Below are 25120 nucleotides of genomic sequence, written 5' to 3'. Positions count from 1 at the left end.
GGTGCGAACGACAGGATGGTGCGAGGCCCGCGTCAGGGCTTCATCTTGCTGGCCTGCTGCGAGCGGCGCCGCTGTTCGTCGAGCTTGTCGTCGAACTCGGCCCGCCAGTTCGGGTCGAGCGCGATGCCCAGCGAGCCGGCCTCCTCGGTGGACAGCTCCACCGGGAACCCGAAGGTGTCCTGCAGGACGAACAGCTCGGCCCCACCGATCTGACCGGCGCGGCGGAACTGCCGGAGCTCCCGCAGTCCCTTGCGCAGGGTGCGACGGAACGCAGCCTCCTCCTTGACCAGGACGGCGACCACCTCGTTCTGCCGGGCGGCCACCTCGGGGTAGTCGTCGATGTACAGGCCGGTGATGACCGGGACGATGCCGGCGAAGAAGTCGTCCTCGATGCCGAGGGCGAAGGCGTACCGGACGGCGCGGCGGATGAGCCGCCGCATCACGTAGCCCTGCTCCTTGTTGCTGGGCTTCACGCCGTCCACGGCCAGGAACGTCGCCCCGCGCAGGTGGTCGGCGATGACCCGCATGGCCTCGGTGTTGTCCTCGTACTTCAGCCCGGACAGCGTCTGCAGCTGCTCGACGATCGGCCACAGCAGGCTGATCCGGTAGATGTCCGGGGTGTCGATGGCCGCGGCCGCGATCCGCTCCAGACCGCCGCCGTAGTCGACGTTGCGGCGCGGCAGCAGCTCGAACCCCGTCTCGGTCCGGCCGTACTGCATGAACACGGAGTTGCCCAGCTCGATGTACCGGCCGCAGTCGCAGTTCTGGTGGCAGTTCGCGCCGTAGGCCGGGTCGTGGTCGATGTCCGGGTAGAGGTAGAAGACCTCGCTGTCCGGTCCGCCCGGCTCACCCGGCGGCATGTCCGCGGCGCTGCCGCCCCGGCACCACCAGTTCTTCTTCTGGTAGAAGGCGATCCGGGCGCCGTGGTTGCCGACCTCGGCCCCGTGCTCCTCGGTCACCAGGTCGACCTGGTCGGCCGAGACTCCCGCCGCGGTGAACAGGTCCGTCCAGATCTGTGCGGCCTCGACGTCCTTGGGGATGTCGTTGTCCGGATCGCCGCTGTAGGCGGTGACGTAGATCCGGTCCGGGTCCAGCCCGACGATGTCGGTGAGGAAGTGCCAGAACGCCGGCAGCTGCTCGGCCTTGAAGTAGTCGCCGAGGCTCCAGTTGCCGAGCATCTCGAAGAACGTGGTGTGCCGGTTGTCGCCGACGTCCTCGATGTCCTGCACGCGCAGGCAGGTCTGGCTGTCGGCCAGCCGGACGCCGTCGGGGTGGTCAGCACCCAGCAGGTAGGGCAGCAGCGGCTGCATGCCGCTGCCGGTGAAGAGTGTGGTCGGGTCGTCGTAGAGCACCAGCGGCGCCCGGTCGATCACGACGTGTCCCCGCTCCCGCTGCAGGGTCAGGAAGGCCCGGCGGATCTCATGCGCGTCCATGCGTCGGATGATCGCAGAGCGCAACCGGCGCGACAACGGGTGATCAGTCCTGACCTGCGCTTTCACCCGCCTCTCGTCACGGACAGTGAACGATTGGGGTGGACATCGACCGGGCGGGTGCGGTGCGTGACACATCGGGTCACAGCGTCCACAATGCCGCTGATCTGCCGCTGATCTGCCGCCGATCCCAGGTCGGGCGCCGGGCGGACCGGAGTGGGGACCACGGGGAGGCCGGCGTGGGTGGAGCGGCAGTGCAGGAGCCGGGGTCGCCGGCGGCCGGGGACGAGCACCAGGACGGGTACGCCCGCGGGCTGAGCGCCCGCACCGTGCAGATGATCGCCATCGGCGGCGCGATCGGCACCGGGCTGTTCTTCGGCTCCGGCGCCGCCATCGAGCAGGCCGGACCGGCACTCATCCTGGCCTACCTGATCGCGGGTCTGGCCATCTTCGTGGTCATGCGCGCGCTGGGCGAGCTGCTGCTGCACCGTCCGGTGGCCGGCAGCTTCTCCGACTACGCCACCGAGTTCCTGGGCAGCTCCTGGGGTTTCGCGGTCGGCTGGACCTACTGGCTGGTTTGGGTCACCACCTGCATGGCTGAGATCACCGTGGCCGGCAACTACATCCAGTACTGGTTCCCGGGGATCCCGGTCTGGGTGACCTCGGCCGTGATGCTGGGCGTGCTGTTCGCGGCCAACCTCATCTCGGTGAAGCTGTTCGGCGAGGCCGAGTTCTGGTTCGCGTTGGTCAAGGTGGCCACCATCGTCGGGATGATCGTGCTGGGCATCCTGGTGCTGCTGCCGCTGGGTATCGGCCCGGACGAGGGGCCGACGCTGTCCAACCTGTGGGCCGACGGCGGGGTCTTCCCGCTCGGTCTGGCCGCGGCGTTGCTGAGTCTGCAGATCGTCATGTTCGCGTACATCGGCGTCGAACTGGTCGGCGTGACCGCCAGCGAGGCGGCTGACCCGAAGGTGACGCTGCGGAGGGCGATCAACAGCCTGCCGCTGCGGATCGGCCTGTTCTACATCGGCTCACTGGTGATCATCATGTCGGTGCAGAGCTGGCGGGCGTACCACGAGGGCGAGAGTCCGTTCGTCTCCGTCTTCTCGTCCATCGGCATCCCGGCCGCGGCCGGGATCGTGAACTTCGTCCTGCTCACCGCCGCGCTGTCGTCGTGCAACTCCGGCATCTACTCGACCGGGCGGATGCTGCACACGTTGTCGCTGAAACGGGACGCGCCCGCGTTGTTCTCCCGGATGAGCAGCCGCTCTGTGCCGTTGCCGGGGCTGACCCTGTCGGCCGGGGTGATGGCGCTCGGCATCGTCATCAACCTGGTCTCGCCCGAGCAGGCGTTCACCTACCTGGCCGCCTTCGCCGCGGCCGGCATCGTGTTCGTCTGGGGCACCCTGCTGGTGTGCCACCTGGTGTTCCGCCGCCGGGTGGCCCGCGGCGAGGTGGCGGCCGTCGACTACCGGCTGCCGGGTGCCCCGGTGACCACCGTGCTGGCGCTGACCCTGCTCGGCCTGGTCGTCGTGCTGCTCGCCTTCACCGCCGACGGGCGGTTGTCGCTGATCGTCGGCGCGGTCTGGTTCCTGCTGCTGCCCGTGGGCTACCGGTTGTCGCGGCGGCGGCAGCGGGCGCCGCGCTCCTGACGCTCAGCCGATCGGGTGGGCGCCGGCGCGATCCGCGCCGAGGGCGTTGACCACGTCGGTCACCCGGGCCAGCCCGTCCGGATCGTCCGGGCAGCCGCCGGGCGCGGTCAGCGGGCACCAGCGGAACGGGGACCGCAGGTCCTGGTAGGAGGCCACCCAGCCGAGATCACCAGCCGTCCACCGGCCCTCGGCGTCCTGGCTGAACTGCACGCGGACCAGCAGGCCGTTGCGGGTGCCGTGCACCTCGTCGAACTGGGCGGCCACGGTGTTGCCCAGACCGTGGATCGCCCACTTGTCGCCGATCCGCTCGATCGGCTGCACCACGTGCGCGTGATGGCCCACGATCAGATCGACGGCCGGATCGGCCAGCAGCCGGGCCGCGACGTTCCGCTGCTCGGCCGTGGGAGTGCTGTCGTACTCCTCGCCGGCGTGCAGCGCGACCACGACCACGTCCGCGCCGGCCGCCTTCGCGGCGCGGGCCTTCTCCAGCAGCCGCTCGACGTCGATGCCGGTGGCCCGCCAGGGTTCGTCGGGCCGGAACCCGTTCCAGCCGTAGGACGCCGAGATGAGCCCGACCCGGCCACCCGCGGTGTTGAGCACGAGAGGGGTGCGGGAGTCGGCCTCGGTCCGGTAGGAGCCGTCGTGCGCCAGTCCGGCGGCGTCGAGTGCGTCGAGGGTCCGCTGCACCCCCTCGGTGCCCTGGTCGAGGGTGTGGTTGCTGGCGGTGGTGCAGGCGTCGTAGCCGGTCTCCAGCAGCGCCGGCAACACCTGCGGCGGCACCGAGAACGCCGGGTACCCGGAGAACGGGCCGCCGGACGGGGCCAGCGGCGTCTCCAGGTGGCAGACGGCCAGGTCCGCGCCGGCGATCCACGGCTGCTGGGCGGCGAGCATCGGGAAGAAGTCCATGTCCGCGCCGGTGCCGTCGGCGTTGCGACGGGCCTGCTCGACCAGTTGCGGGTGCAGCAGCACGTCACCCGTCGCCGCCACGGTCAGGCACCGGACGCCCGGGCAGGGCAGCGTTCCCGCCTGTGGACCGGCCGCGGGGGCCACCTGCACGTCGGCCGCGGGGGTGGGCGTCGGCGCTGCGGGCGGTGGCTCCGGAGCCGGTTGCGGAGTCGGTTCCGGAGTCTCGGGGACTGGCTCGGGAACGGGATCGGGAACGGGATCGGAACTGACCTCGGTCCCGTCCGGCTCGGTGGTCGGCGCCGCGGTGAGCGCGGGCACGGTCACCGTCAGGTCCGGGGCGTCGGTCCGGACGTCGCTCATGGACGTCGTCCCGGCCGCCAGCGGTCGGACACCGGCGTCCAGGCCGGACCCGGGCGTGCCGCAGGCCGCGGTGGCGACCGTCAGGGCCGACGCCAGCGCGAGGGCCAGCGTCCGGGCCGGCCGTCGGCGCACTGCTCGCACCGCACCCTCCCGCCGGGTCGCTCGTCGTCCCCCCACCGTCGCAGCCGGTCCCGGCGGGCGGTGGGAGGCGCGGCCGACCCGATCGGAGGTGTACGGACGGTGACCGCCACCAGGTGCCGGTGCCACACTGCGGACGGGGCACCGGGATCGGCCGGAGCTCCGCGAGGTGGCCGGACCGGACGGGAGCACTGCATGGACCTGGAACCGGGCGAGCCGGCCGCCGGCCGCTGGCGGGTGATCCCGGTGACCGAACTGGTCGAGTCGCTGTACGCGGCCGCCGGACCGGTCACCGGCCGGCCCCGCATCGTGGCCGTCGACGGGCGCGGCGGGGCCGGGAAGACCCGGATCGTCGACCGGCTGCAGGTGGTGGCCCCGAGCTCCGCCGTGGTGCACACCGATGACATCGCCTGGCATCACTCGTTCTTCGACTGGGACGAGCTCCTCGCCGAGCACGTGCTGCGGCCGGTGCGGCGCGGCGAGGCCGTCGATCACCGGCCGCGTGCCTGGATCGACCGCGATCGGCCCGGCTCCATCGCGGTGCCGGCCGGGCTGGACACCGTCTTCGTCGAGGGCACCGGTATCGTCCGCCGGTCGCTCGCGCCCCTGCTGGACGCGTCGGTGTGGATCCAGGTCGACCGTCGGGTGGCGGCCCGCCGGCTGCTCGCCCGGGACGGCGACGACCCGGCCCACCGGCAGATGGTGGCGGACTGGGAGGCGGTCGAACGTCCCTTCCTGCTGGCCGAGCGGCCCTGGGCGCACGCCACGGTCGTCGTGGCCGGCAGTCCGGTGTCGGACGGATCCGCGCCGGACGAGCTGGCGGTGGCGGACCCGGTCAGTTCCCGGAGTTGATCACCGTGGTGGCGATCAGCGTGGGGAACACCGCGGCCGGCGTGGCGCGGACGCTGTCGGCGATGGTGCGTGAGACGACGTCGCCGTGTTCCGCCTGCTTCCGCAGCGCCACTGCAGTGGCCCGGGCCCGCTTGCGCTCGAGCAGCACCTCGGTGAGCCGGGTCCGCATCCGCTGTTCCGGCCCGGCATCCCGCTGCGGCCACCGGGTGGTCCGGGGTCGCACCGCTGGGGGTGACCCGGTCGTCCTCGACGAGGATCAGTTCGCGCAGGGCCAGGTCGAGCAGCAGGGCGCCGGACAGCACCGCGGGCATCCCGAGCGCCAGCCGCATCTTGCCGGTCTCGTCGTCGTGCCCGAGCAGGAACAGTTCCTCGATGAGCAGCAACTCGCTCATGCCGGCACTCCCACGGTTACCTCAGTCGCCTCAGCCACCTCGAGCAGGGCGGCGTCCAGGACGTCGAGACCCCGGTGCAGGTCGGCCTCCTCGATGGTCAGCGGCGGCGCGATGCGCATGACGCCACCGGCCCCGGGCACCTGGAGCAGGTTGATGTGCAGGCCGCGCTCCAGGCAGGCGGCGGTCACCGCCCGGCCCAGGTCGTCCGCGCTGATCGTGCCGTCGGGGGCGGCGAGCTCGATGCCCTGCAGCAGACCGCGGCCGCGGACGTCGACGACGAGGTCGCAGCGGTCGGCGATGTCGCGCAGCCGGTCGGTGAGCTGCGCGCCCAGCGTCGCCGCCCCCGCGGCCGATCCGTCCCGCTCGATCACGTCCGGACCCTCATGAAGATCGCGGCGCTGCCGCCGGGGCGGACGGTGGGGATCCTCTCCTCGACCGAGCACCAGGCACTGAGCAGGCAACCTGCTCGACGACGCGTCACTGCGGATGGTCTCCGAGGTGGTCCAGGACCTGGTGCAGACCCGGAACGCGGTCCGCCGCCCGGTGGCGGGGCCACCGGGCGGCGGGTGAGCGGTCGGACGGGGCGGCTCAGGCCTCGTCGGCCAGGTACGAGTAGGCGCTGCGGAAGTACAGCAGCGGCTTGTGCATCAGCTCGTGCGACATCGCCTTGACCCGGCCGATGACGATGAAGTGGTCGCCGGCGGGGTACTCGGTCTCCAGCTCGCACTCGACCACCGCGGCCACGCCGCCGATGACCGGGGCGCCGACCGCACCGAGCTCGTAGTCCACCCCGGCCCACTTGTCGGTGCCGCTGCGGGCGAACTGCCCGGCCAAGTCACGCTGGCCGTCGGCGATCACGTTGATGGCGAACTTGCCGGCCTCGCGGATCGACGGGTAGCTGGTGGAGGTGACCGCCGGCGAGAAGGCGATCAGCGGCGGGTCCAGCGAGAGGCTGAAGAACGACTGGCAGGTCATGCCCACCGGCTTGCCGTCGAGCATGGCGGTGACGATCGTGATGCCGGACGGGAAGCTGCCGATGACCTGGCGGAAGTGGTTGGAGTCGAAGGGGGCCTCGTCCTCCACGATCTGCGCGGCGGTCGGTTCGGGTGACTGCGGGTCGGTCATGTCCATCCTTCGTGGGGTCGCCCGGAGGCGGTCAGGAGTCGTCGGTCGGAGTGCGGGGACTGTGGAGCGGGAAGCCCGGCGCGGGTCAGCCGGTCGGGACCCGACCCAGCGCGGCCAGCAGCGGGGCTCGGTTGGCCTGCCACCAGTCGTCCAGGACGGTGTCGAGCCGGTGCATCCGGTCCATCACGAAGTACAGGCCCCGGCTCGGGACGGAGGCCCCCAGCTCCACCAGCAACGGGCGGAGCGCGGTCTCCACGGCCAGCGCGTGCACCTCGGACGACCCGGTCATCACCGGGACCGCGCACACCCCGGCCAGCCCGTTGTTCGGGTACCGGTCGAGGAAGGCCTTGAGCAGGCCGGTGTACGTGGCCTTGTACGTCGGTGAGCCGACGACCAGCAGATCGCTGTCGGCCACCGTCGTGGTGAGACGGGCCAGGCCGGCATCGGGCCAGCGGAACAGCCGGTCCGCGACCCCGGCCAGGTCGATGCTCGCCACCTCGGCGACCGGCAGCTCGTCGGCGACCCGGCTGGCCAGGGCGTCGACGATCCGTCTGGTCCGCGAGTCCGGTTTCGGATTGCCGGTCAGCACTGTGATCCTCATCCGTCACCTTCCTCCGCAGCTCGTCGGGCGCGCCAGGAGTCGACGGCGGAGTCGGTCCGCCACCGCTGGAGAGATCATGGTCCCCGGCGCATCGCCAACGCGGTGGGTGTCACGTGGCAGGTCGACGTCTCACGTCTGCCCGGAACGTAACACGCGTCTGTTGCACGGGCGTGACCCGCGGACGACCCCCCTTTGCGCCGTCCGGCGCGCTGTCCGGACGGCCGGTCGTCACAGGCGCGGCAGGTTCCAGTCGAGCAGTGCGGCCGGCACGCGGAGGGCGAAACAGGCCACGGCGCCCAGTGACATGGCCCAGATCCGGGTCAGACCGGCGCGCGCGGCGACGACGAACACGGCGGCCCCGAGCGCGGCGGCGACGGCGTAGATGTCGTGGGTCAGGATGGCCGGGACCTGGTCGGTGAGCAGGTCGCGGGCCACCCCGCCACCGACCCCGGTGACGACGCCCAGCAGGACGGCGACGATCGGGATGAGGCCGTGGTCGAGCGCCTTGGCCGCCCCGACCACCGCGAACATGGCCAGGCCGGCCGCGTCCAGGACGACGATCGGCGTCTGTGGCAGGTTCAGCCACCACTGGTCGACGAAGAAGACGACCGCGCCGGCCAGCACCGCGGTGATGACGTAGTTGGGGTGCCGCAGGGCCGCCGGCGGGGTGTCCCCCAGCACCAGGTCCCGGACGATGCCGCCGGTGGTCGACGCCACCAGGGCGATGGCCAGGGTGCCGAACAGGTCCAGGTGCGCGGTCACCGCGACCTGGGCGCCCTCGATGGCGAACAGCAGGGTCGCCGAGACGTCGGCGGCCAGCAGCAGTCGGGCGGACGACCACCGACGGGACGGGACCGGGCCGGCGGTGCGGTCGCGGCGGCTCACCGGCGGGTCACGGTCGTGTCGATCACGAGGCGATCATCGACCCCTCGCGGTGGGACGACCGTCAGAAGAAGTACGGGTCGTTGCGCTGCCGGGCCGCGCGGACCGCGTTGCGGGCCGCCCGCAGCACGTCGACCGGGGTGCTCCCGTCGTCCGGCCAGACGGCCGCACCGCTGGACACCCGGATCGGCAGGGACAGCCGGGCGGTCTCGATCGGCGCGGAGATCCGCGCGCCGACGTACTCGGCCAGCGCCCGGGCCGCCTCCCGGGCGCCGTCCCGGGGGAGCGGTCGCACCAGGGCGAAGGTCTCCGCGTCCAGCCGGGCGGTCAGGTCGCCGGGCTCGGCGATCTCGGCCAGCCGGCGGCCCAGGTGCACCAGCACCAGGGTGCTCACGTCGACGTCGTAGCTCTCGGTGATCTCGGCGAACCGGTCGACGTCCAGGAAGACGACCGCCGCGGCCTCGACCTGCGGTCGGCTGCCGGTGACGCCCGCCGCGTCGGTGGTCGACTCACCGACCAGCTGCTCGAGCGTCTCCAGCACCTGGTACCGGTTGCCCAGACCGGTGAGCTGGTCGGACAGGGCGAGGTGGGACAGCCGCTGCACCCGTTGCACGCGTTCGGTGATGTCGATCTGGTTGCCGATGAAGTGGGTGAGCCGGCCGTCGCCGTCCCGCACGGCCGAGACGGTCAGCTCGTTGTGGAAGGGCCGTCCGTCCCGGGTGTAGTTGAGCAGGACGGTGTGCAGGCTGCGGCCGTCCCGCACCGCCGCAGCCAGGGCGGCGACCGCGGCCGGGTCGGTGTCCGGGCCCTGCAGGAACCGGCAGTTGCGGCCGAGGACGTCGCCCTCGTCGTACCCGGTCAGGTCGAGGAAGGACCGGTTGCAGTACACCAGCGCGTTGTCCGGGTGCGTGGCGTCGGCGATCGTGATGCCGTGCTGGGCCGCGCCGACCGCCCTGAGCAGCACGGACGGCAGTTCCGCGGCGGGGATGGCGGGCAGGTCGAGGCCGAGGGTCACCCGTTGATCGTTCCACGGAGGGGAACGTGATCGCGTCCCCTTGCATCCCGGCCGTGGTCAGGTTAGCCTTACCTTGTTCGACGGCAATGACCTGGAGTGGCCCGGCGGTGGTCACCAGTCCCGCGGCGGGGACCGAGCTCTGCTCCCGCCGCCAGGCTGCTCCGGGATCACGTGGTGGTGAGCACCTCGTGCGTCGACGGGCCGGTGCGCTTCCGGGGTGGGAGCGCACCGGCCACATCTCTTCCCGGGGCCGGTCGCCGGTCGCGGCCAGTACCCTGCTCCGGTGACTCAGCCAGGCGGAGCCAGCCTCACCGACTACCAGCACCTCGGGTCCGGCAAGGTCCGCGAGCTGTACGCCGTCGACGACGAGCTGCTGCTGCTGGTGGCGACCGACCGGATCAGCGCCTACGACCACGTGCTGCCCACGCCGATCCCTGACAAGGGCCGGGTGCTCACCGCGATGAGCGTCTTCTGGTTCGAGGTGCTCGCCGATCTGGTGCCCAACCACGTGGTGGCCGTCGACGACCCGCGCATCCCGGCCGAGGTCCGCGGGCGCGCCCTGCTGGTCCGGCGGCTGGACATGCTGCCGGTCGAGTGCGTGGCCCGTGGTTTCCTCACCGGGTCCGGACTGGTCGACTACCGACGGGACGGCGCCGTCTGCGGGGTGCCGCTGCCCGCGGGCCTGGTCGAGGCGTCCCGGCTGCCGGCGCCGATCTTCACCCCGGCGACCAAGGCCGAACTGGGCGCGCACGACGAGAACGTCGACTTCGCGGCGGTCGTCGGAGTCGTCGGCGCGGGGCGGGCCGAGCAGCTGCGCGCCACCACCCTCGCCCTGTACGCGCGGGCCGCCGAGCACGCCGCCGGCCGGGGCGTGCTGCTGGCCGACACCAAGGTCGAGTTCGGGCTGCTGGGCGATGCTCTCGTGCTCGGCGACGAGGTGCTCACCCCCGACTCGTCCCGGTTCTGGCCGGCCGACGGTTACCGGGCCGGGCAGGTGCAGCCGTCGTTCGACAAGCAGTTCGTCCGGGACTGGTTGACCTCGGCGGAGTCCGGGTGGGACCGAGCCGCCGACCAGCCGCCGCCGCCGCTGCCGGACGCGGTGGCGTCGGCCACCCGTGACCGCTACGTCGAGGCGTACGAACGGATCTCGGGGCGGTCGTTCGCCGACTGGATCGGCTGAGCCGGAGCGCCGCGCTCAGCGCAGCGGCACCGGGCCGGTCCCGGTGCCGCGGATGGACGCCACCAGCTGCCGGGTCGGATCGGCCGAGGCGACCAGGCACATGGCGGTGAAGGCACCGTCCGCGCTGATCGCGGCGGGTCCGGTCACCGGCGGGCCGCCGACCGGACCGGGGCGGACGGCCAGCGCACGGGAGATGAGCGCACCGTCCCGCAGTGGGCTCTCGGCACCCACCGCGCGGACGGCGAGGTCCGCGCACGCCCTCTCCAGGGACGCCTGCGTGGCGCCGGGCTCACCGCGGCCCCGGCCGAGCATCTCGAACCGGTGCGGCTGGTCGCACGGCACGGCGTCCGGACCGGCCGGGTCGTCGGTGCAGACGGCGAACGGACGCTGCTCACCGCGGGACCAGGCGCCGGCCAGCGGATGGTCGACGGTGCCGGAGGCGGGTGCGAAGCCCAGCGTCGAGCCGGTCGACGCCGGCCGGGTCAGGGTGGCGACACAGGCCGACCAGCGCTGGCCCGCGGCGGCCGCCCGGGGATCCGGGCCGGTCAGGGCCAGCCCGACCTGCACCACCGGCAGGAACGGGGCCCGTTCCTCCGTCCGCAGGTCCAGCCCGATCAGCCGGTACACTTGGCCGCGGCACTCTTCCTGCCAACCCGAGGCGTCAGCCACGTCCACGGCGTCGTCGCCGGAGCGGACCTCGACCACCTCGCCGTACCGGGGGCCGGTGCACGGCGCCGTCCGCAGCGACACGTACGAGCCGCCCCAGGCCCACTGGTGCAGCTGACCGGCGATCTGGCGCGGGTCCTGGACCACACAGTCCCCGGCCTGCGGCGACGGCGGGATGGGCACGGCGACCGCCTCGCCCTCGATCACCCGACTCCGCAGCACCCCCAGCGCGAACACCACGACCAGGGCCGTGATCAGCGCCGCTGCTCCCAGCCGGCGCCGTTCCATGCGCCGAGGGTACGGCGGGTCCGTCGCCCCCGGCGTGGGCGGACCACTGTCGGGCACGGGCGGCATGCTGCTCGGGACGACGCGGGATCAGCCGCGGGGACGGGGTCGGCATGGCTCGGTACACGACGGAGTTGGTGGTCCGCGGCCCCTGGTCGCTGGGCACGTCCCGCCACTTCTGGGAGGGCTTCACCCCGGCCGCACTGCCCACCGACGGCGTCGGCGACCGGCTCTCGACGGTGTTCCGGGTGGACGCCGACTGGACCCGGGCCGAGACCGACGTCGTCCAGGACGGGGACCTCGCCCGGATCACCGTCCGCGGCGACGGCGACCTGGACGCGGCCGCCGCGCAGGTCGCCCGGTTCCTGGCCCTCGACGTGGACGCGACCGGGTGGCCGGACGTGGGGCGCCGCGACCCGGTGATCGCCCGGGCGCAGCGGGCGTTCCCGGGGCTGCGCCCGTGCGGGTTCCACTCGCCGTACGAGGCCGCGGCGTGGGCGGTGCTCTCCCAACGGCGGCGGATGACCCGGGCGGCCGTGCTCCGGGCGGACATGATCCGGGTGTACGGCGACGACGGGGCGTTCCCCACACCCGACCGGCTGCGGTCGGCGCCGCTGGAGCTGCCCGGCCGCGCGGCCGAGTACCTGCGGGCCGTCGCCGATGCGGCCGAGGCGGGCGTGCTCGACGGCGCCGCGCTGCGGGCCCTGGACCCGGACGAGGCGATCGAGCGGGTCCGGGGGATCACCGGGATCGGGCCGTTCGCCGCCGAGCTGGTGGTGTTGCGCGGGGCCAACGCCCCGGACGCCGCGCCCCGGCACGAGGCCCGGCTGACCGCGGAGATCGCCGAGCACTACGGCGTCGGCGCGGAGCTCGCGGCCGTCGCCGAGGCGTGGCGACCGTTCCGGACCTGGGCGTCGGTGCACCTGCGGGCGCTGCGGGCGCAGCGGCTGGAGACCGGCTGACCGTCGGCCCGTGCCGCGCACCGTCACCGAGCAACTCGGCGACGACCGGTACCGGCACGTCCAGGACGGATGCGGCCACACCGCGGTCGCCGTGCGAGGCGCGGACGGCACCTGGTGGATCGGTCGGGACGGCGACGTCTTCGCGGTCCGGGACCACGCGGCGCTGGACCGGACGCCCACCGCGGCCGCCACCGCGGCCGGGCCGGTCGCCCGTGCCGGGGACGGTGACCGTCGTCCATGTCGACGAGGGCGAGCACGTCCTGGCCGGCCAGCGGATGGTGGTCGTCGAGGCCATGAAGACGGAACACGTGCTCACCGCTCCGGCCGAAGGGGTGGTGCGCGACCTGGGCGCGCGGTCGGGAGCGGCCGTGGCCAAGGACGCGGTGCTGCTGACGATCGAAGCGGGGTGAGGGATGGACCTCGAGTTCAGTGACGAGCACGCCGAACTCCGGGCGGTGGTGCGGCAGTTCGCGCGGGCGGAGGTCGCGCCGGTCATCGGCGCGCTGTACGAGCGCGGCGAGTTCCCGTACGCGATCGTCCGGCGGATGGGCGCGATGGGGCTGTTCGGACACCCGCCCGTTGTGGTTCGACGACGTCCGGGTGCCGGCCGACCATCTGCTGGGTGAACGCGGCCGCGGGCTGCCCCAGTTCCTGGCCACCCTGGACGACGGGCGGATCGCCATCGCCGCGATCGCGGTCGGCCGGGCCCAGGGGTGCGTGGACGAGTCGGTCCGGTACGTCGAGGAGCCGACATGGAGGCACGGGTGCACACCGCCCGACTGGCGTACCGGTCCGCGGCGGCGGCGCTCGTGGCCGGCCGGCCGATCCGCCAGCAGGCGGCCATCGCCAAGCTGGTCGCCTCGAACGCGGCCATGGACAACGCTCGGGACGCGACCCAGGTGTTCGGCGGCGCCGGGTTCATGAACGAGTCCGCGGTCGGCCGTTTCTACCGGGACGCCAAGGTGCTGGAGATCGGCGAGGGCACCTCGGAGATCCAGCGGATGGTGATCGCGCGGGAGCTCGGGCTGGCCGGAGCGTGATCCCGGACAGGCGGGTCTTCGTGCGGTGGGCCCGGAAGTCGGGGTTCCCAGGCCCACCGCACCGGCCGGATGGTCGGAGACGGTTGCGACGCGGACGGTCTCGTCACGCGTCGACCCGCTGGCCGTCCGGTGGGCGGTCCGCGGGTCGGGAGCGGGTCAGGTCAGCTGAAGCGGACCGACCAGATGTGGTCGTTGAGGCTGCCGACGTTGGCGCTGGAGGCCACCCACCCGAGGGAGGTGCCTCCGTAGCCGGCCAGCTCGTAGGCCCGGATCCGGCAGCCGGAGTAGCCCTGGAAGGAGCTGATGCGTCCGCGCCACGAGGTGGTGTCCGACCACGAGCTGTTGATGTCGGTCAGCGACGACGTGCAGGGCGCTGAGCCGAACCAGTCGATGAACCCGGCCGCGGTGTTGAACTGGTCGTTGTCGAAGAACCGGCCGAGCAGGTAGGACGCCGTCGGGCTCACCGACCGTGCGGCGCCGTCGGTGCCGAGGGCGGCGGCCCGGGCGGCCGGGTAGTCGTGCAACTCGTCGACACAGGCGATCGTGCCGGTGACGGCGTTGGCCGCGCAGTAGTCGCCGGTCGGCGAGACCACCGGGTCGGCAGTGGCGGCGGGGACGGTCAGCACGAGCATGACCAGGGCGACGGAGGCGGCCGCGAGGGCGGACAGCGCGGTGCGCACAGAGCGCGGCAGGTGGGGCACGGGACTCCTTCGTCCGAACGATCAGTCGCCCCTCTCTGTCCGCACAGCGGTCGGCGCTGCACGTCCGGGCTGTGATGCCGATCACCCATCGCGGATCGGGGTCGGTCAGGGACGGAGGGTGCTCAACCCCAGGCCGTGACAGGTGGTCGCGTCGCCGGGGAAGACGCCGGCCTTGCCGTCGGGCAGCACGCAGGCGACGAGCGACGGGACCGGGGCGGAGCCGCCGGTCGGGGCGCGGTCCGGGTCGCCCCGGCCCCCGGCGAAGACGCCGGAGCGCCAGTACGCGGCGCAGACGTCCAGAGCGACCGCGGAGGCGTCCTCGGGCCGGTCCGGAGTGCCGGCCGCGGCGAACTCCATCCGGTTGGTGACCGACTCGTCGAGATCGGCACTGGCGTAGCAGTAGCCGGTGGCCGTGTCGGTGGCAGTGCTGAATGCCCCGATGGCCACGGCGGTGCCGCCGCCGACGGCCAGCACTGCCCCGATGGCCAGGCCGCCGATGACGCGGCCGCGGCGTCGTCGTGCGGCGGGCGTGACCGGCCGCTCACCGGGGTCGGGCAGCGACCGCAGCAGGGCCAGGTGCTGTTCCTGGGCGGCGGGCGCGAGCGGCTGGTCGCGCAGTTCGCCGGCGAACGCGTCGAAGTCGTGCATCACCAACTCCCTCCGGTCCGGCCGGGATCAGGTGCAGCATCGGTGAGCTCGGCGAACCGGACGCGGGCCTTGGCCAGCGCGCGGGACAGCCGGGAGCGGACCGTGCCGGCGGGTTCGCCGGTGACCTGGGCGACCACCGTCGGGCTGATCCCGCGGATCACGCAGAACTGGATGACCTCCTGCTCGGCGGTCGACAGACCGCGCAGCACCTCGATCAGCACCGCCAGCCGGGCCTGGTCCTCGGCGGCCTGGGTCACGTCGAGCGCGAGATCGGGGACGTCGGCGGGGCGTTCCACCCTGGCCAGGGCCCGGTGGGCCCGCCACAGCGACCTGCGCTTCGCCCGGAGCATGTTGTTCGCGGTGCCGAGCAGCCACGGCAGCATGCCGGCCTCGGGGTGGGGCTCGATCTCGCCGTGGCGTCGCCACGCAGTGGCGAACACCTCCGCGGTCAGGTCCTCGGCGTCCGTGCGCGTCATGCCCCGTTGCAGGAAATGGCTGAACACGGACGAGGCGTGCGTCCGGTACGTCTGCTCGAACGCCGCGCGCTCGGACTCCGGAACCACTGCCGCATCTTCTCCCGCCAGTCGCAGCCCCCTGGACCCCATGCCGGACCAATGTCCGCCAGGCGGGCAGCGTTGCGGGGCCGGCCGCGACCGCCGTCGCGGCGTGATCGACTGGGTCGACCCACAGCAACAGCACAGCCGGCTGAACCTTGAACGCTCAGCGATCCCGGCATACTCGGCACGGACCGCATCCGGCCCTGGAAGGGGAGACGCCGTGACCCGTCCGCAGACCTCCGGCTCGTCCGCACCGCGCGGCGCCGGCCCGGCCGGAACGCCATCGACGGACCGTCCCCGCCGGCGTCGCCGGAGCTGGCTCATCGCCGGCGCCGTCGTGCTGCTGCTCGCCGTGCTGGCCGTCATCTTCGGCCCGATGATCTACCGCTCCTGGACCGAGTCCCGGCAGCCCGATGCGCTCACCCTGCCGGGCGTCTCATCGTCCTCCTCGACCTCCGCGTCGACCTCCGCGTCGACCTCCGCGCCGGCCAGCGGCCAGGCCGCCGCGACGACCACCGCCGGATCGGGCGCGTCCGGATCGGCGTCGAGCACCGAGGCCGCCGCCCCGCCGGCGGGCTCGGACGCCGACGGCAGCTGGATCGTCGGCACCGACAGTGCCGCCGGCTACGTCGTCGACGAGGTGCTGCGCGGCGAGGACGTCACCGTCCGCGGCCGGACCTCCGAGGTGAGCGGGACGATGACCGTCGAGGGCGGCGCCGTCACCGCCGCCGAGGTCGTGGTGGACCTGGCGTCGGTGGCGACCGACTCGGGGGCCAGGGACGGACAGTTCCGCGACAACGTCATGGACGTGGCCAACCACCCGACGGCCACCTTCACCCTGACCGAGCCGCTGCCCGCGGAGGCGACGCCGGCCGACGGGCAGACCACCACCACCGAGGCCACCGGCGAGATGACCATCCGCGGCGTCACCCAGCCGGTCACCGTCACGCTGAACGCGCAGCGCAGCGGCGACGCCATCGCCGTGCAGGGCACCGTCCCGGTCACCTTCGCCGACTACGGCATCGAGGCGCCCGATCTCGGGTTCGTCTCGGTCGAGGACTCCGGGCAGATCGAGTTCCTGGTCGAATTCACCCCGGCGAGCTGATCGCTGCGCACCTGCGCCCGCTCTGACCGCACACCCCGGTCCGGTTGCCAACCGCGCCGGGGTGTGCGACTGTCGGTGCCGGGTCCGCGAGCCGGACCCCCGGACGATGGGTGCCGTACCCGGTGTGCGACAAGACGGCCCGCGGAGGCCGTGATGTCCTGGCTCGTGTTGGTGATCTCCGGTGTGCTGGAGGCCGTCTGGGCCACCGCGCTCGGCAAGTCCGAGGGATTCAGCCGTCTGGCACCCAGTCTCGTCTTCGGTGTCGCGCTCATCGGCAGCATGGCCGGGTTGGCCTGGGCCATGCGGGACCTGCCGGTGGGCACCGCCTATGCGGTGTGGGTCGGGATCGGCGCGGTGCTCACCGTGGTGTACGCGATGGTGACCGGCGCCGAACCGGTCTCGACGCTCAAGGTCGTGTTCCTGGTGATGATCGTCGGCGGCGTCGTCGGGCTGAAACTGGCGCACTGACGGGCGGTTCCGGTCCGGTCAGCGGTCCCGACGCGTCCACGCCAGCAGCTCGTCCACCGGCAGCGTGTTCACGATCTTCTCGACCGGGACCTCGCACTCCTGCGCCCGCTCGCAGCCGTAGACCTGCCAGTCGAGCTGGCCGGGGGCGTGCGCGTCGGTGTCGATCGAGAACCGGCAGCCGAGTTCGACGGCCTGCCGCAGCAGCCGCCGCGGCGGGTCCAGCCGCTCGGGCCGGCTGTTGATCTCGACCGCCACATCACGCTCGGCGCAGGCGCGGAACACGGCGTCGGCGTCGAACCGGCTCTCCGGGCGCTGACCGCGGCCGCCGGTGACCAAGCGCCCGGTGCAGTGGCCGAGGATGTCGGTGTGCGGGTCGGCGATCGCCGTCAGCATCCGCTCGGTCATCGCCGCCGGTTCGGACCGGAGCTTGGAGTGCACCGAGGCGACCACGACGTCGACCCGGCCCAGCAGCTCGTCGCTCTGGTCCAGGCTGCCGTCCTCGTTGATGTCGACCTCGATGCCGGACAGCAACCGGAACCCGGTGTCGCGGGCGCCGAGCGCCTCGTTCACCGCCGCGACCACGTCGAGCTGCCGTTCCAGCCGCTCCGCGGTCAGTCCGCGGGCGACCGTCAACCGCGGTGAGTGATCGGTGAGGGCCAAGTAGTCGTGGCCGAGTTCCATGGCGGTGGCGGCCATCTCCTCGATCGGGCTGCCGCCGTCGCTCCAGTCGCTGTGCGCGTGCAGGTCACCCCGCAGCCGGCGGCGCAGCTCCTCGCCGCCGTCGGTGAGCGGTCCCGACGCGGCCTCCAGCTCGGCCAGGTAGTCCGGCACCTCGCCCCGGACGGCCTGCCGGGCCGCTCCAGCGGTCTTGGGGCCGATCCCGGTCAGGTCGGTGAGTGAGTTCGTCGACACCCGCCGCTCCACCTCGCCCGGCGGCAGCGCCACCAGGATCTGTGCGGCGGTGCGGAACGCCTTCACCCGGTAGGTCGGGGCGAGCTGCCGCTCCAGCAGGAAGGCGATCCTGCGCAGCGCGGTCACCGGGTCCATGGGACCCAGCGTAGGAGGCGGGTTCCGCACGGGCGCCCGCACCCACGGCGGTCGGCCGCGCGCCGGAACACGGGATAGCGTGCAGCCCGGGCCGGATCGGCCGTCCCACCAGCACCGGCCGCGCGGCCTCGATCCCCGTGGAGGAACGACCTCGATGACCACCGCTCTGTGCCTGCCTCGGATCCTGCGCGTCGGTGGCGGCGCCGCCAAGGAGCTCGGCCCGATCCTGGCCGGGAACACCTGGAGCCGGGTGGTCATCGTGACCGACCGCTACCTGGAGTCGACCGGCGCGGCCGCGGCGATGGCGGCGGACCTGGCCGGTCACGGCGTCACCGCCGAGGTCTTCGCCGACACCCGTCCCGACCCCACCACCGAGTCCCTCGCGCCGCTGGTCGAGCTGCTGCGCGCGCACCAGGTCGACGCGGTCGTCGGCTTCGGCGGCGGCAGCCCGATCGACACGGCCAAGGCTGCCGCCTTCCTGTCGTCCCGGCCCGGCGAGATGCGCGAGTACAAGGCTCCCGTGATCAACGACGGGCCGTCGCTGCCGGTCGTCGCCATCCCGACCACCGCGGGCAGCGGCTCGGAGTCGACCCGGTTCACCATCGTCACCGACTCGGCCAGCGACGAGAAGATGCTCTGCACCGGTATGGCCTTCCTGCCGACCGTGTCGCTGGTCGACTTCGAACTGACCATGTCGATGCCCGCCCGGCTCACTGCCGACACCGGCGTCGACGCCCTCACCCACGCCATCGAGGCCTACGTCAGCCGGAAGGCGAACGACTTCGCCGACGCCTGGGCGTTGCAGGCGATGACCGCCATCAGCCGGCACCTGGTCACCGCGTACCGCGACCCGGCGGACCGGGACGCGCGCGCCGCCATGATGGCCGCGGCCACCCGGGCCGGACTGGCCTTCTCGAACGCCAGCGTCTGCCTGGTGCACGGCATGAGCCGGCCGATCGGCGCGCACTTCCACCTGGCGCACGGCCTGTCCAACGCCATGTTGCTGCCGGCCGTCACCGCCTTCTCGCTGTCCGGGGCGCCGGCCCGCTACGCCGACTGCGCCCGCGCGATGGGCGTGGCCGCGGCCGACGCCGACGACGTCACCGCCGGGCAGGCCCTCGTCGCCGGCCTGCGCGAGCTGAACGCGACGCTCGAGGTGCCCACCCCGGCCAGCCTCGGCCTGGACCGCGACCGGTGGACCTCGCTGGCGCCGCTGATGGCCGAGCAGGCCCTGGCGTCCGGCTCGCCGGGCAACAACCCGCGGGTGCCGACGGCCGAGGAGATCGTCGGGCTGTACGCCGAGCTCTGGGACTGAGCGTGACCCGTGCGTGCCCGACAGCTGCGATGCGGCCAGCTGGCTCGAGGTCACCGGCTCGACCGTGACCACGGATCAGATCCTGGCCGCCCGGGACGCCGATCGCCGGTGACGGCGACGCGTCGGTGGTCGTTGCTGCCCTGATCGCCCGGTCGGGTGCTCCCCGGTGTCCTGTGCGGACGCCCGGGCCCTGACGTCCGGCTCGTCGGGTCCGAAGACCCGGTGCGCGTCAGCCGGTGGCACCTCGTTCGGATCGAGATCGGTCAACCCGACCTCAGCCCGCTCATGCTCGGTGCGGCGCTCCGGCGACTCGTCCTGCGGTTCGGTCATGCCCGGGCAGTTCCCGCGGTCCGGCGTGCCGACCCGACCGACGGGAACTGCCGGCCTCAGACGTCGGTCGGCTCGCCCGCGTCCAGATCGAGCCACCGCGCCGGCGGGCCCAGCCGCTGCAGCAACTGGTAGGGCATGGACGGGTTGGCCAGCACCTTCTCGTGGATCGGGACCACCACCTGCGGGGCGACCGCACGGAAGTAGTCGATGGCCTCCTTGAGCGCCATCCACGGCGCCGACACCGGCAGGGCGAGGATCTCCACCGCCCGGTCGCGCAGCACGGTGAGGGCGTCGCCGGGATGCAGCAGCCGGTCGTCGACCAGGTAGCCGACGTTAGCCTGTGGCTCCAGATCGGCGTGGATCACGGCGTGCCGCTCGCCGACCACCTCGACCGGGACACCGAGGTCGAGCACCGTGCCGGGTCCGACCTCCCGGGCCTGCACTCCGGCACCGTCCAGAAACTGGGCGGTCTCGTGGTCGGCGATCACCTGCGCCTGCGGATTGGCCCGCAGCAGGGCCAGCACCCGTGCGACGTCGAGGTGGTCGGGGTGCTGGTGGGTGATCAGGACGGCGGTCAGCCCGGTCAGCGACTCGAATCCGGCGGAGAACGTGCCCGGGTCGATGAGCAGGTCGGCCGCCCCGCTCCGGACGCGCAGACAGGAGTGCCCGAACTTGGTCAGCTGCATCGCTGCACGCTACCCAGCAACCCAGGGCGAGAGCTCGTCCGGTCGGTCCTAGCCCGGACCGCTCATCAGCCCGAGCCGCACCGCCTGCTCGACCGCGGCCTGGCGGGAGCTGACGCCCAGCTTGCGGTAGATGGCACTGGTCTGGCTCTTCACCGTGTTGCGCGAGACGTGCAGCGACTGCGCGATCGAGGTCAGCGTCCGCCCGGTGGCCAGGTGCTGCAGGATGATCCGCTCCCGCCGGCTCAACTCCGCGTCGACCCGGGGGCGCACCAACTGGGGCAGCGCCGCCAGCATGTCTCGCAGCCGCTCGGCGTCGCCGGCGGACAGCGCCGCGGCCGCCTCCAGCAGCGGCTCGTGCGGCACCAACGCGAACGGCCGCCGGGCTCCGGTGGCACCGGCCAGCGCGATCGCCCGCCGCAGCGCGGCGAGTGCCTCCCGCGGTCGGTCCTGCAGCCACGCGGCGACGGCCTCGACCGACAGTGCCTCCAGCAGCGTCCCGGCGGGATGGTCGGAACGCTCCAGACACGGACGCAGCGCGGCCGACGCGGCGGCCGGGTCGCCCTGCAGCAGCAGCACCCGGGCCCGGGCCGGCGCCGCGCACACCTCGTGGCCCAGCCGACCGTCCGCCGCGCCGGCCAGCACCGTCAGCGCCCGGCCGAGCTCGCCCTGCACGGCGAGGATCTCAGCCCGGACCACGGCCAGCAGCACCGACTCGGTCGGCGTCTGGATCGGTGGCCCCGGGGGCAGCACCACCTCGATGCCCCGGTCGCCGCCCGCGGTGAGCAGGGCCAGCCGACTGCGGGCCAGGGTGCGGTACGGCTCCAGGTGCCCCGCCGGCCCGAGTGACGGGGTGCGGGTCCGGGCGTCGGTGAGCCGGTCGTCCAGCAGGGCGGCGGCCGTGTCGACGTCCCCCCGGTCCATGGCGATCAGCGCCCGGGCGAGCAGGGCGGGGATCACGTGCGAGGTGGCCGACCAGCCGCGTTCGTCCGCCGTCCGGGCCGCCTCGTCGACGAACCGGGCGGCCCGTGGCAGATCGCCGTCCAGCGCGGTGATCATCGCCCGGTAGCCGTCGGCCAGCACGGTGACCGAGGTCAGGCCCACCTGATCGGCGACCGACCAGGCCGCCTCGTTGGACTGCAGCGCCTCGGTCCGGTCGCCCGCGCCGAACAGTGCGAACCCCCGGGAGAGGCGGAAGTTCGGTACGAAGTTGGTGGCCGCCGGCAGCGGTGGCAACGACCCGATGAGGGCGTCGCCCTCGGCGATGAGCCGCCGGGCCGTCGGGGTGTCGTGCTGGACGTTGGCCCAGGTGAGCCGGGCCAGCATCCGGATGAACCGGTGCAGCGGCGGCTCGTCGCCGTCCGCCGCTGCGGCCAGTGTCTGACCGATGGCGTGGGTGGACTGCTCGTTGACCGGGGGCTGCCGGTCCAGCAGCGCGACGGCGCCGAGGTACGGCACGTTGTCGCGGATGAGGTCCTCCGGTACCTGGGACAGCAGCGCCCGGGTCCGCGGCAGTCCGGCGGCGGCCAGGGCCGGCCAGGCGGCCACGACCAGGTCGGTGACCTCCCGCCAGTCCTCGGCCGCGGCGAAGTGCTCCAGCGCCGGGCGGACCGCCCCGGTCCGGCGGAACCAGCGGCCCGCGGCGCGGTGGGCCTCCCGCGCACCGTCGGGGTCGGCGTGCCGGGCGTCCTGCTGCAGCACCGACCGCAACGCCGCCGACAGACACCACCGGGTCGGGCGGGTGGACGCGTTGGCCACGATGAGGCCCAGGTCCTCCAGCTCGGACAGCCGGGCGGCGGCGTCCGGGACGTCGGCGACCGCCGCGGCCGCCTCATGGGTGATCTCGTCCAGGACGCTGATCCGCCGGGTGAAGGCCCGCAGGCCCCGCTCGCTCAGCACCGGCAACACCGTCCGTTCGGCCAGCCGGTGGATGGCCGCGTCGCCCAGGTGGGCCAGCTGATCGTTGGCCCAGGCGTCCGCGGACAGTTCCTGTGGTCCGGAGCGCAGCAGCGTGGCGGTGACGGCGATGGGCCAGCCGGCCGTGGCGCTCTCGAGTGCCTCGGCCTGGACCCGCAGCTGGACGTCGGTCGGGGCGGACCCGGTGTCGTGATCGGTCTGGTCGGCGGCACGGACCGCGGCCAGCAGCACGATCAGCTCGTCGCGGTCGAATGCCAGGTCCTGGCCGAGCAGTTCCACCCGGTCGACCTCGGGCCGGTGGTGCAGCGGATGCACCGCACTGCCGATGAGGGCGACCCGCAGGTCCGGCACCGCGTCCAGCACCGCGAGCGCATCGTCCACCAGTTCGGGGTGCGGATGGCGCCAGTCGTCGAGCATGACCAGCACCGGCCCCGCCGTCGTCCGGCTGCGCACGGCGGCGCCGACCCGGTCGCCCAGTCGGCGGCGGAAGGCCGCGGCGGACTCCCCGGCGCCCGGTGTCAACGGCGTCTCCGGGTCGGGGGACGGCTCCCGGGACCACCGGCGCAGCCGGCTCTCCACCGCGTCCCACACCCGGGTGCGCGGATCCCCGGCGCCGTCCACCGCGACGTGCACGGTCGGCATCCGGCGCCGCCAGGCCCAGCCGGCCACCGCGATCGTCTTGCCCGCCCCCGGGGCGCCGACCACCGCCGCCACCCGCACGGGGCCCAGACCGTCGAGCCGGGCGTCCAGCCGCGGGCGGGGGATCACCGGGATGCGCAGCTCACGTCCGGCCGGGCGCCAGAGGCCCGTTCCCGTCGGTGCGCCGGTGTCGTTGCCGGTGCCGTTCCCGCCGGAGTGCGGATCGTGGGTCCCGTTCCGTCGCTCGGCGGTGGACCGACGGGCATCGGCCGGTGCACCCGCGGCAGGGGTCGCGTCCCCCACCGATGCCTCGTCCATCTGCGCGTCCTCCGCGTCGACGTCCCGTTCGCGGACGGCCCTCGACCGGCAGGACAGGCAATGAGCCTAGGTGCGTCCGCGTCATGGATGATCATGCGGGTGAAAGCCCGATTCCGCTCGGTGATCACCGTGTCCCGTCCGGGCCTGCGCTCGATCCGGGTCAGCTGGGGCGGCGAGTGCGCTTGACGCCCGCCTCGGGATCCATCACCAGCAGCACCAGGTGCCCGAGCAGGGCGTTCCCGATCTCGCCACGGGCCACCAGCGCCTGGTAGACGATCGGCCCGAGCAGCCGTGCGACCAGCAGGGCGTCGACGGGCTGCCGGTTGCCGACCACGGCGGCCACCCGACGCTCCTGGGCGGTGACGAACCCGCGCAGGTGGTCGGCGCTGATCGAGTTGCGCGGAGCCCGGCCGATGAGCTCCGCCAGTGCCCCGGCGGAACCGGTCCCGGGCGGGCCGTCCGGGATGAGCTGCTCGGCGAAGGTCCACAGCAGGTCGAACAACCGCCCGGCGTCGGTGGCCGCCGCCGCGCGGGGATCGGTCCGCCGCGAGTAGTCCAGGACGTCGCCGACCAGTTCGTCCCGGGTCTGCCAGTGCTTGCGGACGGTTGGCACCGAGACGTCCGCCCGGTGCGCGGTGGCCGCGATGGTGACCGACCTGGGTCCGTCCCGCAGCATCAGGTCGCGGGCGGCGGACAAGATGTGCTGACGCTTGCCGACCCGGCGCCGGTCCAGACCCACGGTGACCACGTCCGCCACCGTCAGTCGGCGGGAGGGAGCCGGGGGGAGCGGGGATCGACTCGCCATGGTCTGTGCCGGGTTGCTCATCGATCCACCCACCGTGTCTGGTGCTGGCGCGGCTGCACCTGACTGCAGTGAGCGCCCCTGGGCTCGAGTCGAGTCCCCGGACCGCGACGCTCCCTCGGATGAGGAGCCGACCGGTGCGGCCGATCACCCGGGGGACCCGGGCTGTGCTACGGAAAGTAATGCATCAATCACGGATCGGGTACGGGTGTGATCACGATCGGTGGGTGGCGAACGGGTGATTTCGCAGGTCGATCGCGGGGTCCTGCCGCTCAGCGCATGATCAACCAGGCCGCGACGAAGCCCAGCGAATTGGTCGCCCAGTGCAGCAGCATCGTCGTCTTGACGCCCTTGCCCAACCGGGCGAGCGCGCACATCAGCACGCCGGCCACGATCATGGACAGCACGGCCAGCAACGAGGTGACGAACTGGTTGCCGCCCAGCACGGAGGCCACCGCCGCGTTGCCCTGGTTGATGCCGATCGACGGCAGGATGTGCCACAACCCGAAGCAGGTCGAGGCGCCGAGCACCGGCAGCCACCGCCATCGGATGGCGGGCGAGGCGCCCATCAACGCGGGCAGCACACCGCGGAACGCCACCTCCTCGAGCACGACGGTGCCGAGCGGGATGCGCACCAGCACCTGGTAGAGCATGCCGCCGACGCCCCACTCCGCGGCCCGGCTGTCCAGGAAGGCGTCGCGAGTGGCCGGCAGGGCCATGCCGAGGGCGAAGATCGCCGCGGTGCCACCGGCCAGCAGCAGGCCGACGCCGACCGGGCGGTGCCAGTGCCGGATGCCGAGACCGACGGCGACCGGGCCGGCGCCACCCCACCGGGCCACGAACAGCAGCAGCACCGCCATGCCGAAGTTCCACGGCACGTACGCCCAGGACGCCGACGCCGGAAGGATCCGGTTGGCCATGATGTTGCTGCCGACCAGGAGCACGACGGCGACGGCGAGCGCAAGCAGGCGCCGACGCGTCCGGCGTCGGTGGGCGGCGCTCGTCGCCGGCGTCGACCCGTTCGGCCGTTGGTGCCGTGGCGAGGTCACCGTTCCCCTGGTCATCCACCTATGGTGCTGGACGGCCGGGTCGGCCGTGGTCAGG

General features: G+C 73.3%; 26 protein-coding genes, 2 pseudogenes and 1 riboswitch. Of the genes and pseudogenes, 10 read left to right on the top strand and 18 right to left on the bottom strand.

Features of this window, described 5'->3' with window-relative positions; genetic code table 11:
* Positions 1–32: 32 nt before the first annotated feature.
* The gene (locus JL106_RS05085; protein ID WP_205259618.1) at positions 33–1433 is read right to left on the bottom strand and encodes an alanine--tRNA ligase-related protein; all 1401 of its coding nucleotides are present in this window, start codon (positions 1431–1433) and stop codon (positions 33–35) included.
* Between the two features lie 236 nt (positions 1434–1669).
* Between JL106_RS05085 and JL106_RS05080 the strand changes: the two genes are divergently transcribed.
* Positions 1670–3082 (top strand): amino acid permease, encoded by a 1413-nt coding sequence (locus tag JL106_RS05080; RefSeq protein WP_205259617.1) that lies wholly within the window; start codon positions 1670–1672, stop codon positions 3080–3082.
* A 3-nt stretch (positions 3083–3085) separates the two neighbouring features.
* Here the strand turns inward: JL106_RS05080 and JL106_RS05075 are convergent, their stop codons facing one another.
* Complete coding sequence (locus tag JL106_RS05075) at positions 3086–4489, bottom strand: CapA family protein (protein WP_205259616.1); 1404 nt, start codon at positions 4487–4489, stop codon at positions 3086–3088.
* A 192-nt stretch (positions 4490–4681) separates the two neighbouring features.
* On the opposite strand from JL106_RS05075, the gene JL106_RS20730 reads away from it, so the two are divergent.
* Positions 4682–5338, top strand: coding sequence for a uridine kinase family protein (locus tag JL106_RS20730; RefSeq protein WP_236006849.1), 657 nt, complete (start codon positions 4682–4684; stop codon positions 5336–5338).
* On the opposite strand, the gene JL106_RS20725 is transcribed toward JL106_RS20730, so the two are convergent.
* The 7 genes and pseudogenes from JL106_RS20725 to JL106_RS05045 all read right to left on the bottom strand — a co-directional run bounded on the left by JL106_RS20725 (position 5322) and on the right by JL106_RS05045 (position 9353).
* On the bottom strand, positions 5322–5507 hold the full coding sequence (locus JL106_RS20725) for a hypothetical protein (RefSeq protein ID WP_236006847.1): 186 nt from the start codon (positions 5505–5507) through the stop codon (positions 5322–5324). The genes JL106_RS20730 and JL106_RS20725 overlap by 17 nt on opposite strands.
* Before the next feature lie 34 nt (positions 5508–5541).
* Positions 5542–5730 (bottom strand): annotated as a pseudogene (locus tag JL106_RS22410) (GPP34 family phosphoprotein); the annotation flags it as partial.
* Complete coding sequence (locus tag JL106_RS05065; protein WP_205259614.1) at positions 5727–6101, bottom strand: aminotransferase class III-fold pyridoxal phosphate-dependent enzyme; 375 nt, start codon at positions 6099–6101, stop codon at positions 5727–5729. The gene JL106_RS05065 and the pseudogene JL106_RS22410, both read right to left, overlap by 4 nt.
* A gap of 217 nt (positions 6102–6318) precedes the next feature.
* Complete coding sequence (locus tag JL106_RS05060) at positions 6319–6855, bottom strand: flavin reductase family protein (protein WP_205259613.1); 537 nt, start codon at positions 6853–6855, stop codon at positions 6319–6321.
* An 85-nt stretch (positions 6856–6940) separates the two neighbouring features.
* The gene (locus tag JL106_RS05055; RefSeq protein WP_205259612.1) at positions 6941–7456 is read right to left on the bottom strand and encodes an NADPH-dependent FMN reductase; all 516 of its coding nucleotides are present in this window, start codon (positions 7454–7456) and stop codon (positions 6941–6943) included.
* A gap of 228 nt (positions 7457–7684) precedes the next feature.
* A complete protein-coding gene (locus JL106_RS05050) occupies positions 7685–8341 on the bottom strand; it encodes a trimeric intracellular cation channel family protein (RefSeq protein WP_205259611.1) in 657 nt (218 codons plus the stop codon).
* A 61-nt stretch (positions 8342–8402) separates the two neighbouring features.
* Complete coding sequence (locus tag JL106_RS05045) at positions 8403–9353, bottom strand: PAS domain-containing protein (RefSeq protein ID WP_205259610.1); 951 nt, start codon at positions 9351–9353, stop codon at positions 8403–8405.
* 283 nt (positions 9354–9636) lie between these two features.
* Between JL106_RS05045 and JL106_RS05040 the strand changes: the two genes are divergently transcribed.
* Positions 9637–10533, top strand: a complete 897-nt coding sequence (locus JL106_RS05040) for a phosphoribosylaminoimidazolesuccinocarboxamide synthase (RefSeq protein ID WP_205259609.1) — start codon at positions 9637–9639, stop codon at positions 10531–10533.
* Between the two features lie 15 nt (positions 10534–10548).
* Here the strand turns inward: JL106_RS05040 and JL106_RS05035 are convergent, their stop codons facing one another.
* On the bottom strand, positions 10549–11487 hold the full coding sequence (locus JL106_RS05035; protein WP_205259608.1) for a hypothetical protein: 939 nt from the start codon (positions 11485–11487) through the stop codon (positions 10549–10551).
* A 110-nt stretch (positions 11488–11597) separates the two neighbouring features.
* Between JL106_RS05035 and JL106_RS05030 the strand changes: the two genes are divergently transcribed.
* The 4 genes and pseudogenes from JL106_RS05030 to JL106_RS05020 all read left to right on the top strand — a co-directional run.
* Positions 11598–12446, top strand: a complete 849-nt coding sequence (locus JL106_RS05030; RefSeq protein WP_205259607.1) for a DNA-3-methyladenine glycosylase family protein — start codon at positions 11598–11600, stop codon at positions 12444–12446.
* A complete protein-coding gene (locus JL106_RS20720; RefSeq protein WP_328841378.1) occupies positions 12374–12856 on the top strand; it encodes an acetyl-CoA carboxylase biotin carboxyl carrier protein subunit in 483 nt (160 codons plus the stop codon). The genes JL106_RS05030 and JL106_RS20720 overlap by 73 nt, the downstream gene beginning before the upstream one ends.
* 3 nt (positions 12857–12859) lie before the next feature.
* A complete protein-coding gene (locus JL106_RS20715; protein ID WP_236006843.1) occupies positions 12860–13072 on the top strand; it encodes an acyl-CoA dehydrogenase family protein in 213 nt (70 codons plus the stop codon).
* Positions 13002–13486, top strand: a pseudogene (locus JL106_RS05020) (acyl-CoA dehydrogenase family protein); the annotation flags it as partial. The gene JL106_RS20715 and the pseudogene JL106_RS05020, both read left to right, overlap by 71 nt.
* A gap of 161 nt (positions 13487–13647) precedes the next feature.
* On the opposite strand, the gene JL106_RS05015 reads toward JL106_RS05020, so the two are convergent.
* The 3 genes from JL106_RS05015 to JL106_RS05005 all read right to left on the bottom strand — a co-directional run bounded on the left by JL106_RS05015 (position 13648) and on the right by JL106_RS05005 (position 15398).
* Positions 13648–14187 (bottom strand): hypothetical protein, encoded by a 540-nt coding sequence (locus JL106_RS05015; RefSeq protein WP_205259605.1) that lies wholly within the window; start codon positions 14185–14187, stop codon positions 13648–13650.
* Positions 14188–14292: 105 nt separating this feature from the next.
* Complete coding sequence (locus JL106_RS05010; RefSeq protein ID WP_205259604.1) at positions 14293–14835, bottom strand: hypothetical protein; 543 nt, start codon at positions 14833–14835, stop codon at positions 14293–14295.
* Complete coding sequence (locus JL106_RS05005) at positions 14835–15398, bottom strand: RNA polymerase sigma factor (protein WP_205259603.1); 564 nt, start codon at positions 15396–15398, stop codon at positions 14835–14837. The genes JL106_RS05010 and JL106_RS05005 overlap by 1 nt, the downstream gene beginning before the upstream one ends.
* 214 nt (positions 15399–15612) lie before the next feature.
* Between JL106_RS05005 and JL106_RS21530 the strand changes: the two genes are divergently transcribed.
* Both JL106_RS21530 and JL106_RS04995 read left to right on the top strand, forming a co-directional pair.
* Positions 15613–16497 (top strand): YceI family protein, encoded by an 885-nt coding sequence (locus tag JL106_RS21530; RefSeq protein WP_205259602.1) that lies wholly within the window; start codon positions 15613–15615, stop codon positions 16495–16497.
* Between the two features lie 77 nt (positions 16498–16574).
* A riboswitch (guanidine-III (ykkC-III) riboswitch) is annotated at positions 16575–16641 on the top strand.
* Positions 16642–16650: 9 nt separating this feature from the next.
* Entirely contained in the window at positions 16651–16965 is a 315-nt protein-coding gene (locus tag JL106_RS04995) for a DMT family transporter (RefSeq protein WP_205259601.1), read from the top strand.
* An 18-nt stretch (positions 16966–16983) separates the two neighbouring features.
* Here JL106_RS04995 and JL106_RS04990 read toward each other — a convergent pair whose 3' ends face one another.
* On the bottom strand, positions 16984–18012 hold the full coding sequence (locus JL106_RS04990; RefSeq protein ID WP_205259600.1) for a PHP domain-containing protein: 1029 nt from the start codon (positions 18010–18012) through the stop codon (positions 16984–16986).
* A gap of 154 nt (positions 18013–18166) precedes the next feature.
* Between JL106_RS04990 and JL106_RS04985 the strand changes: the two genes are divergently transcribed.
* Positions 18167–19327, top strand: coding sequence for an iron-containing alcohol dehydrogenase (locus JL106_RS04985; RefSeq protein WP_205259599.1), 1161 nt, complete (start codon positions 18167–18169; stop codon positions 19325–19327).
* Between the two features lie 386 nt (positions 19328–19713).
* On the opposite strand, the gene JL106_RS04980 is transcribed toward JL106_RS04985, so the two are convergent.
* From JL106_RS04980 to JL106_RS04965, 4 genes are all read right to left on the bottom strand, one after another.
* On the bottom strand, positions 19714–20343 hold the full coding sequence (locus tag JL106_RS04980) for an MBL fold metallo-hydrolase (RefSeq protein ID WP_205259598.1): 630 nt from the start codon (positions 20341–20343) through the stop codon (positions 19714–19716).
* Between the two features lie 48 nt (positions 20344–20391).
* Positions 20392–23214: a helix-turn-helix transcriptional regulator gene (locus JL106_RS04975; protein ID WP_205259597.1), complete on the bottom strand. Its 2823-nt coding sequence runs from the start codon at positions 23212–23214 to the stop codon at positions 20392–20394.
* A 160-nt stretch (positions 23215–23374) separates the two neighbouring features.
* A complete protein-coding gene (locus tag JL106_RS04970) occupies positions 23375–23962 on the bottom strand; it encodes a TetR/AcrR family transcriptional regulator (RefSeq protein ID WP_205259596.1) in 588 nt (195 codons plus the stop codon).
* A 326-nt stretch (positions 23963–24288) separates the two neighbouring features.
* Positions 24289–25080, bottom strand: coding sequence for a CPBP family intramembrane glutamic endopeptidase (locus JL106_RS04965; RefSeq protein ID WP_205259595.1), 792 nt, complete (start codon positions 25078–25080; stop codon positions 24289–24291).
* Between the last annotated feature and the right edge of the window lie 40 nt (positions 25081–25120).

The sequence above is a fragment of the Nakamurella leprariae genome (assembly GCF_016918035.1).
Classification (GTDB): Bacteria; Actinomycetota; Actinomycetes; order Mycobacteriales; family Nakamurellaceae; genus Nakamurella; species Nakamurella leprariae.
This window is presented reverse-complemented; position numbering and strand designations above follow the sequence as displayed.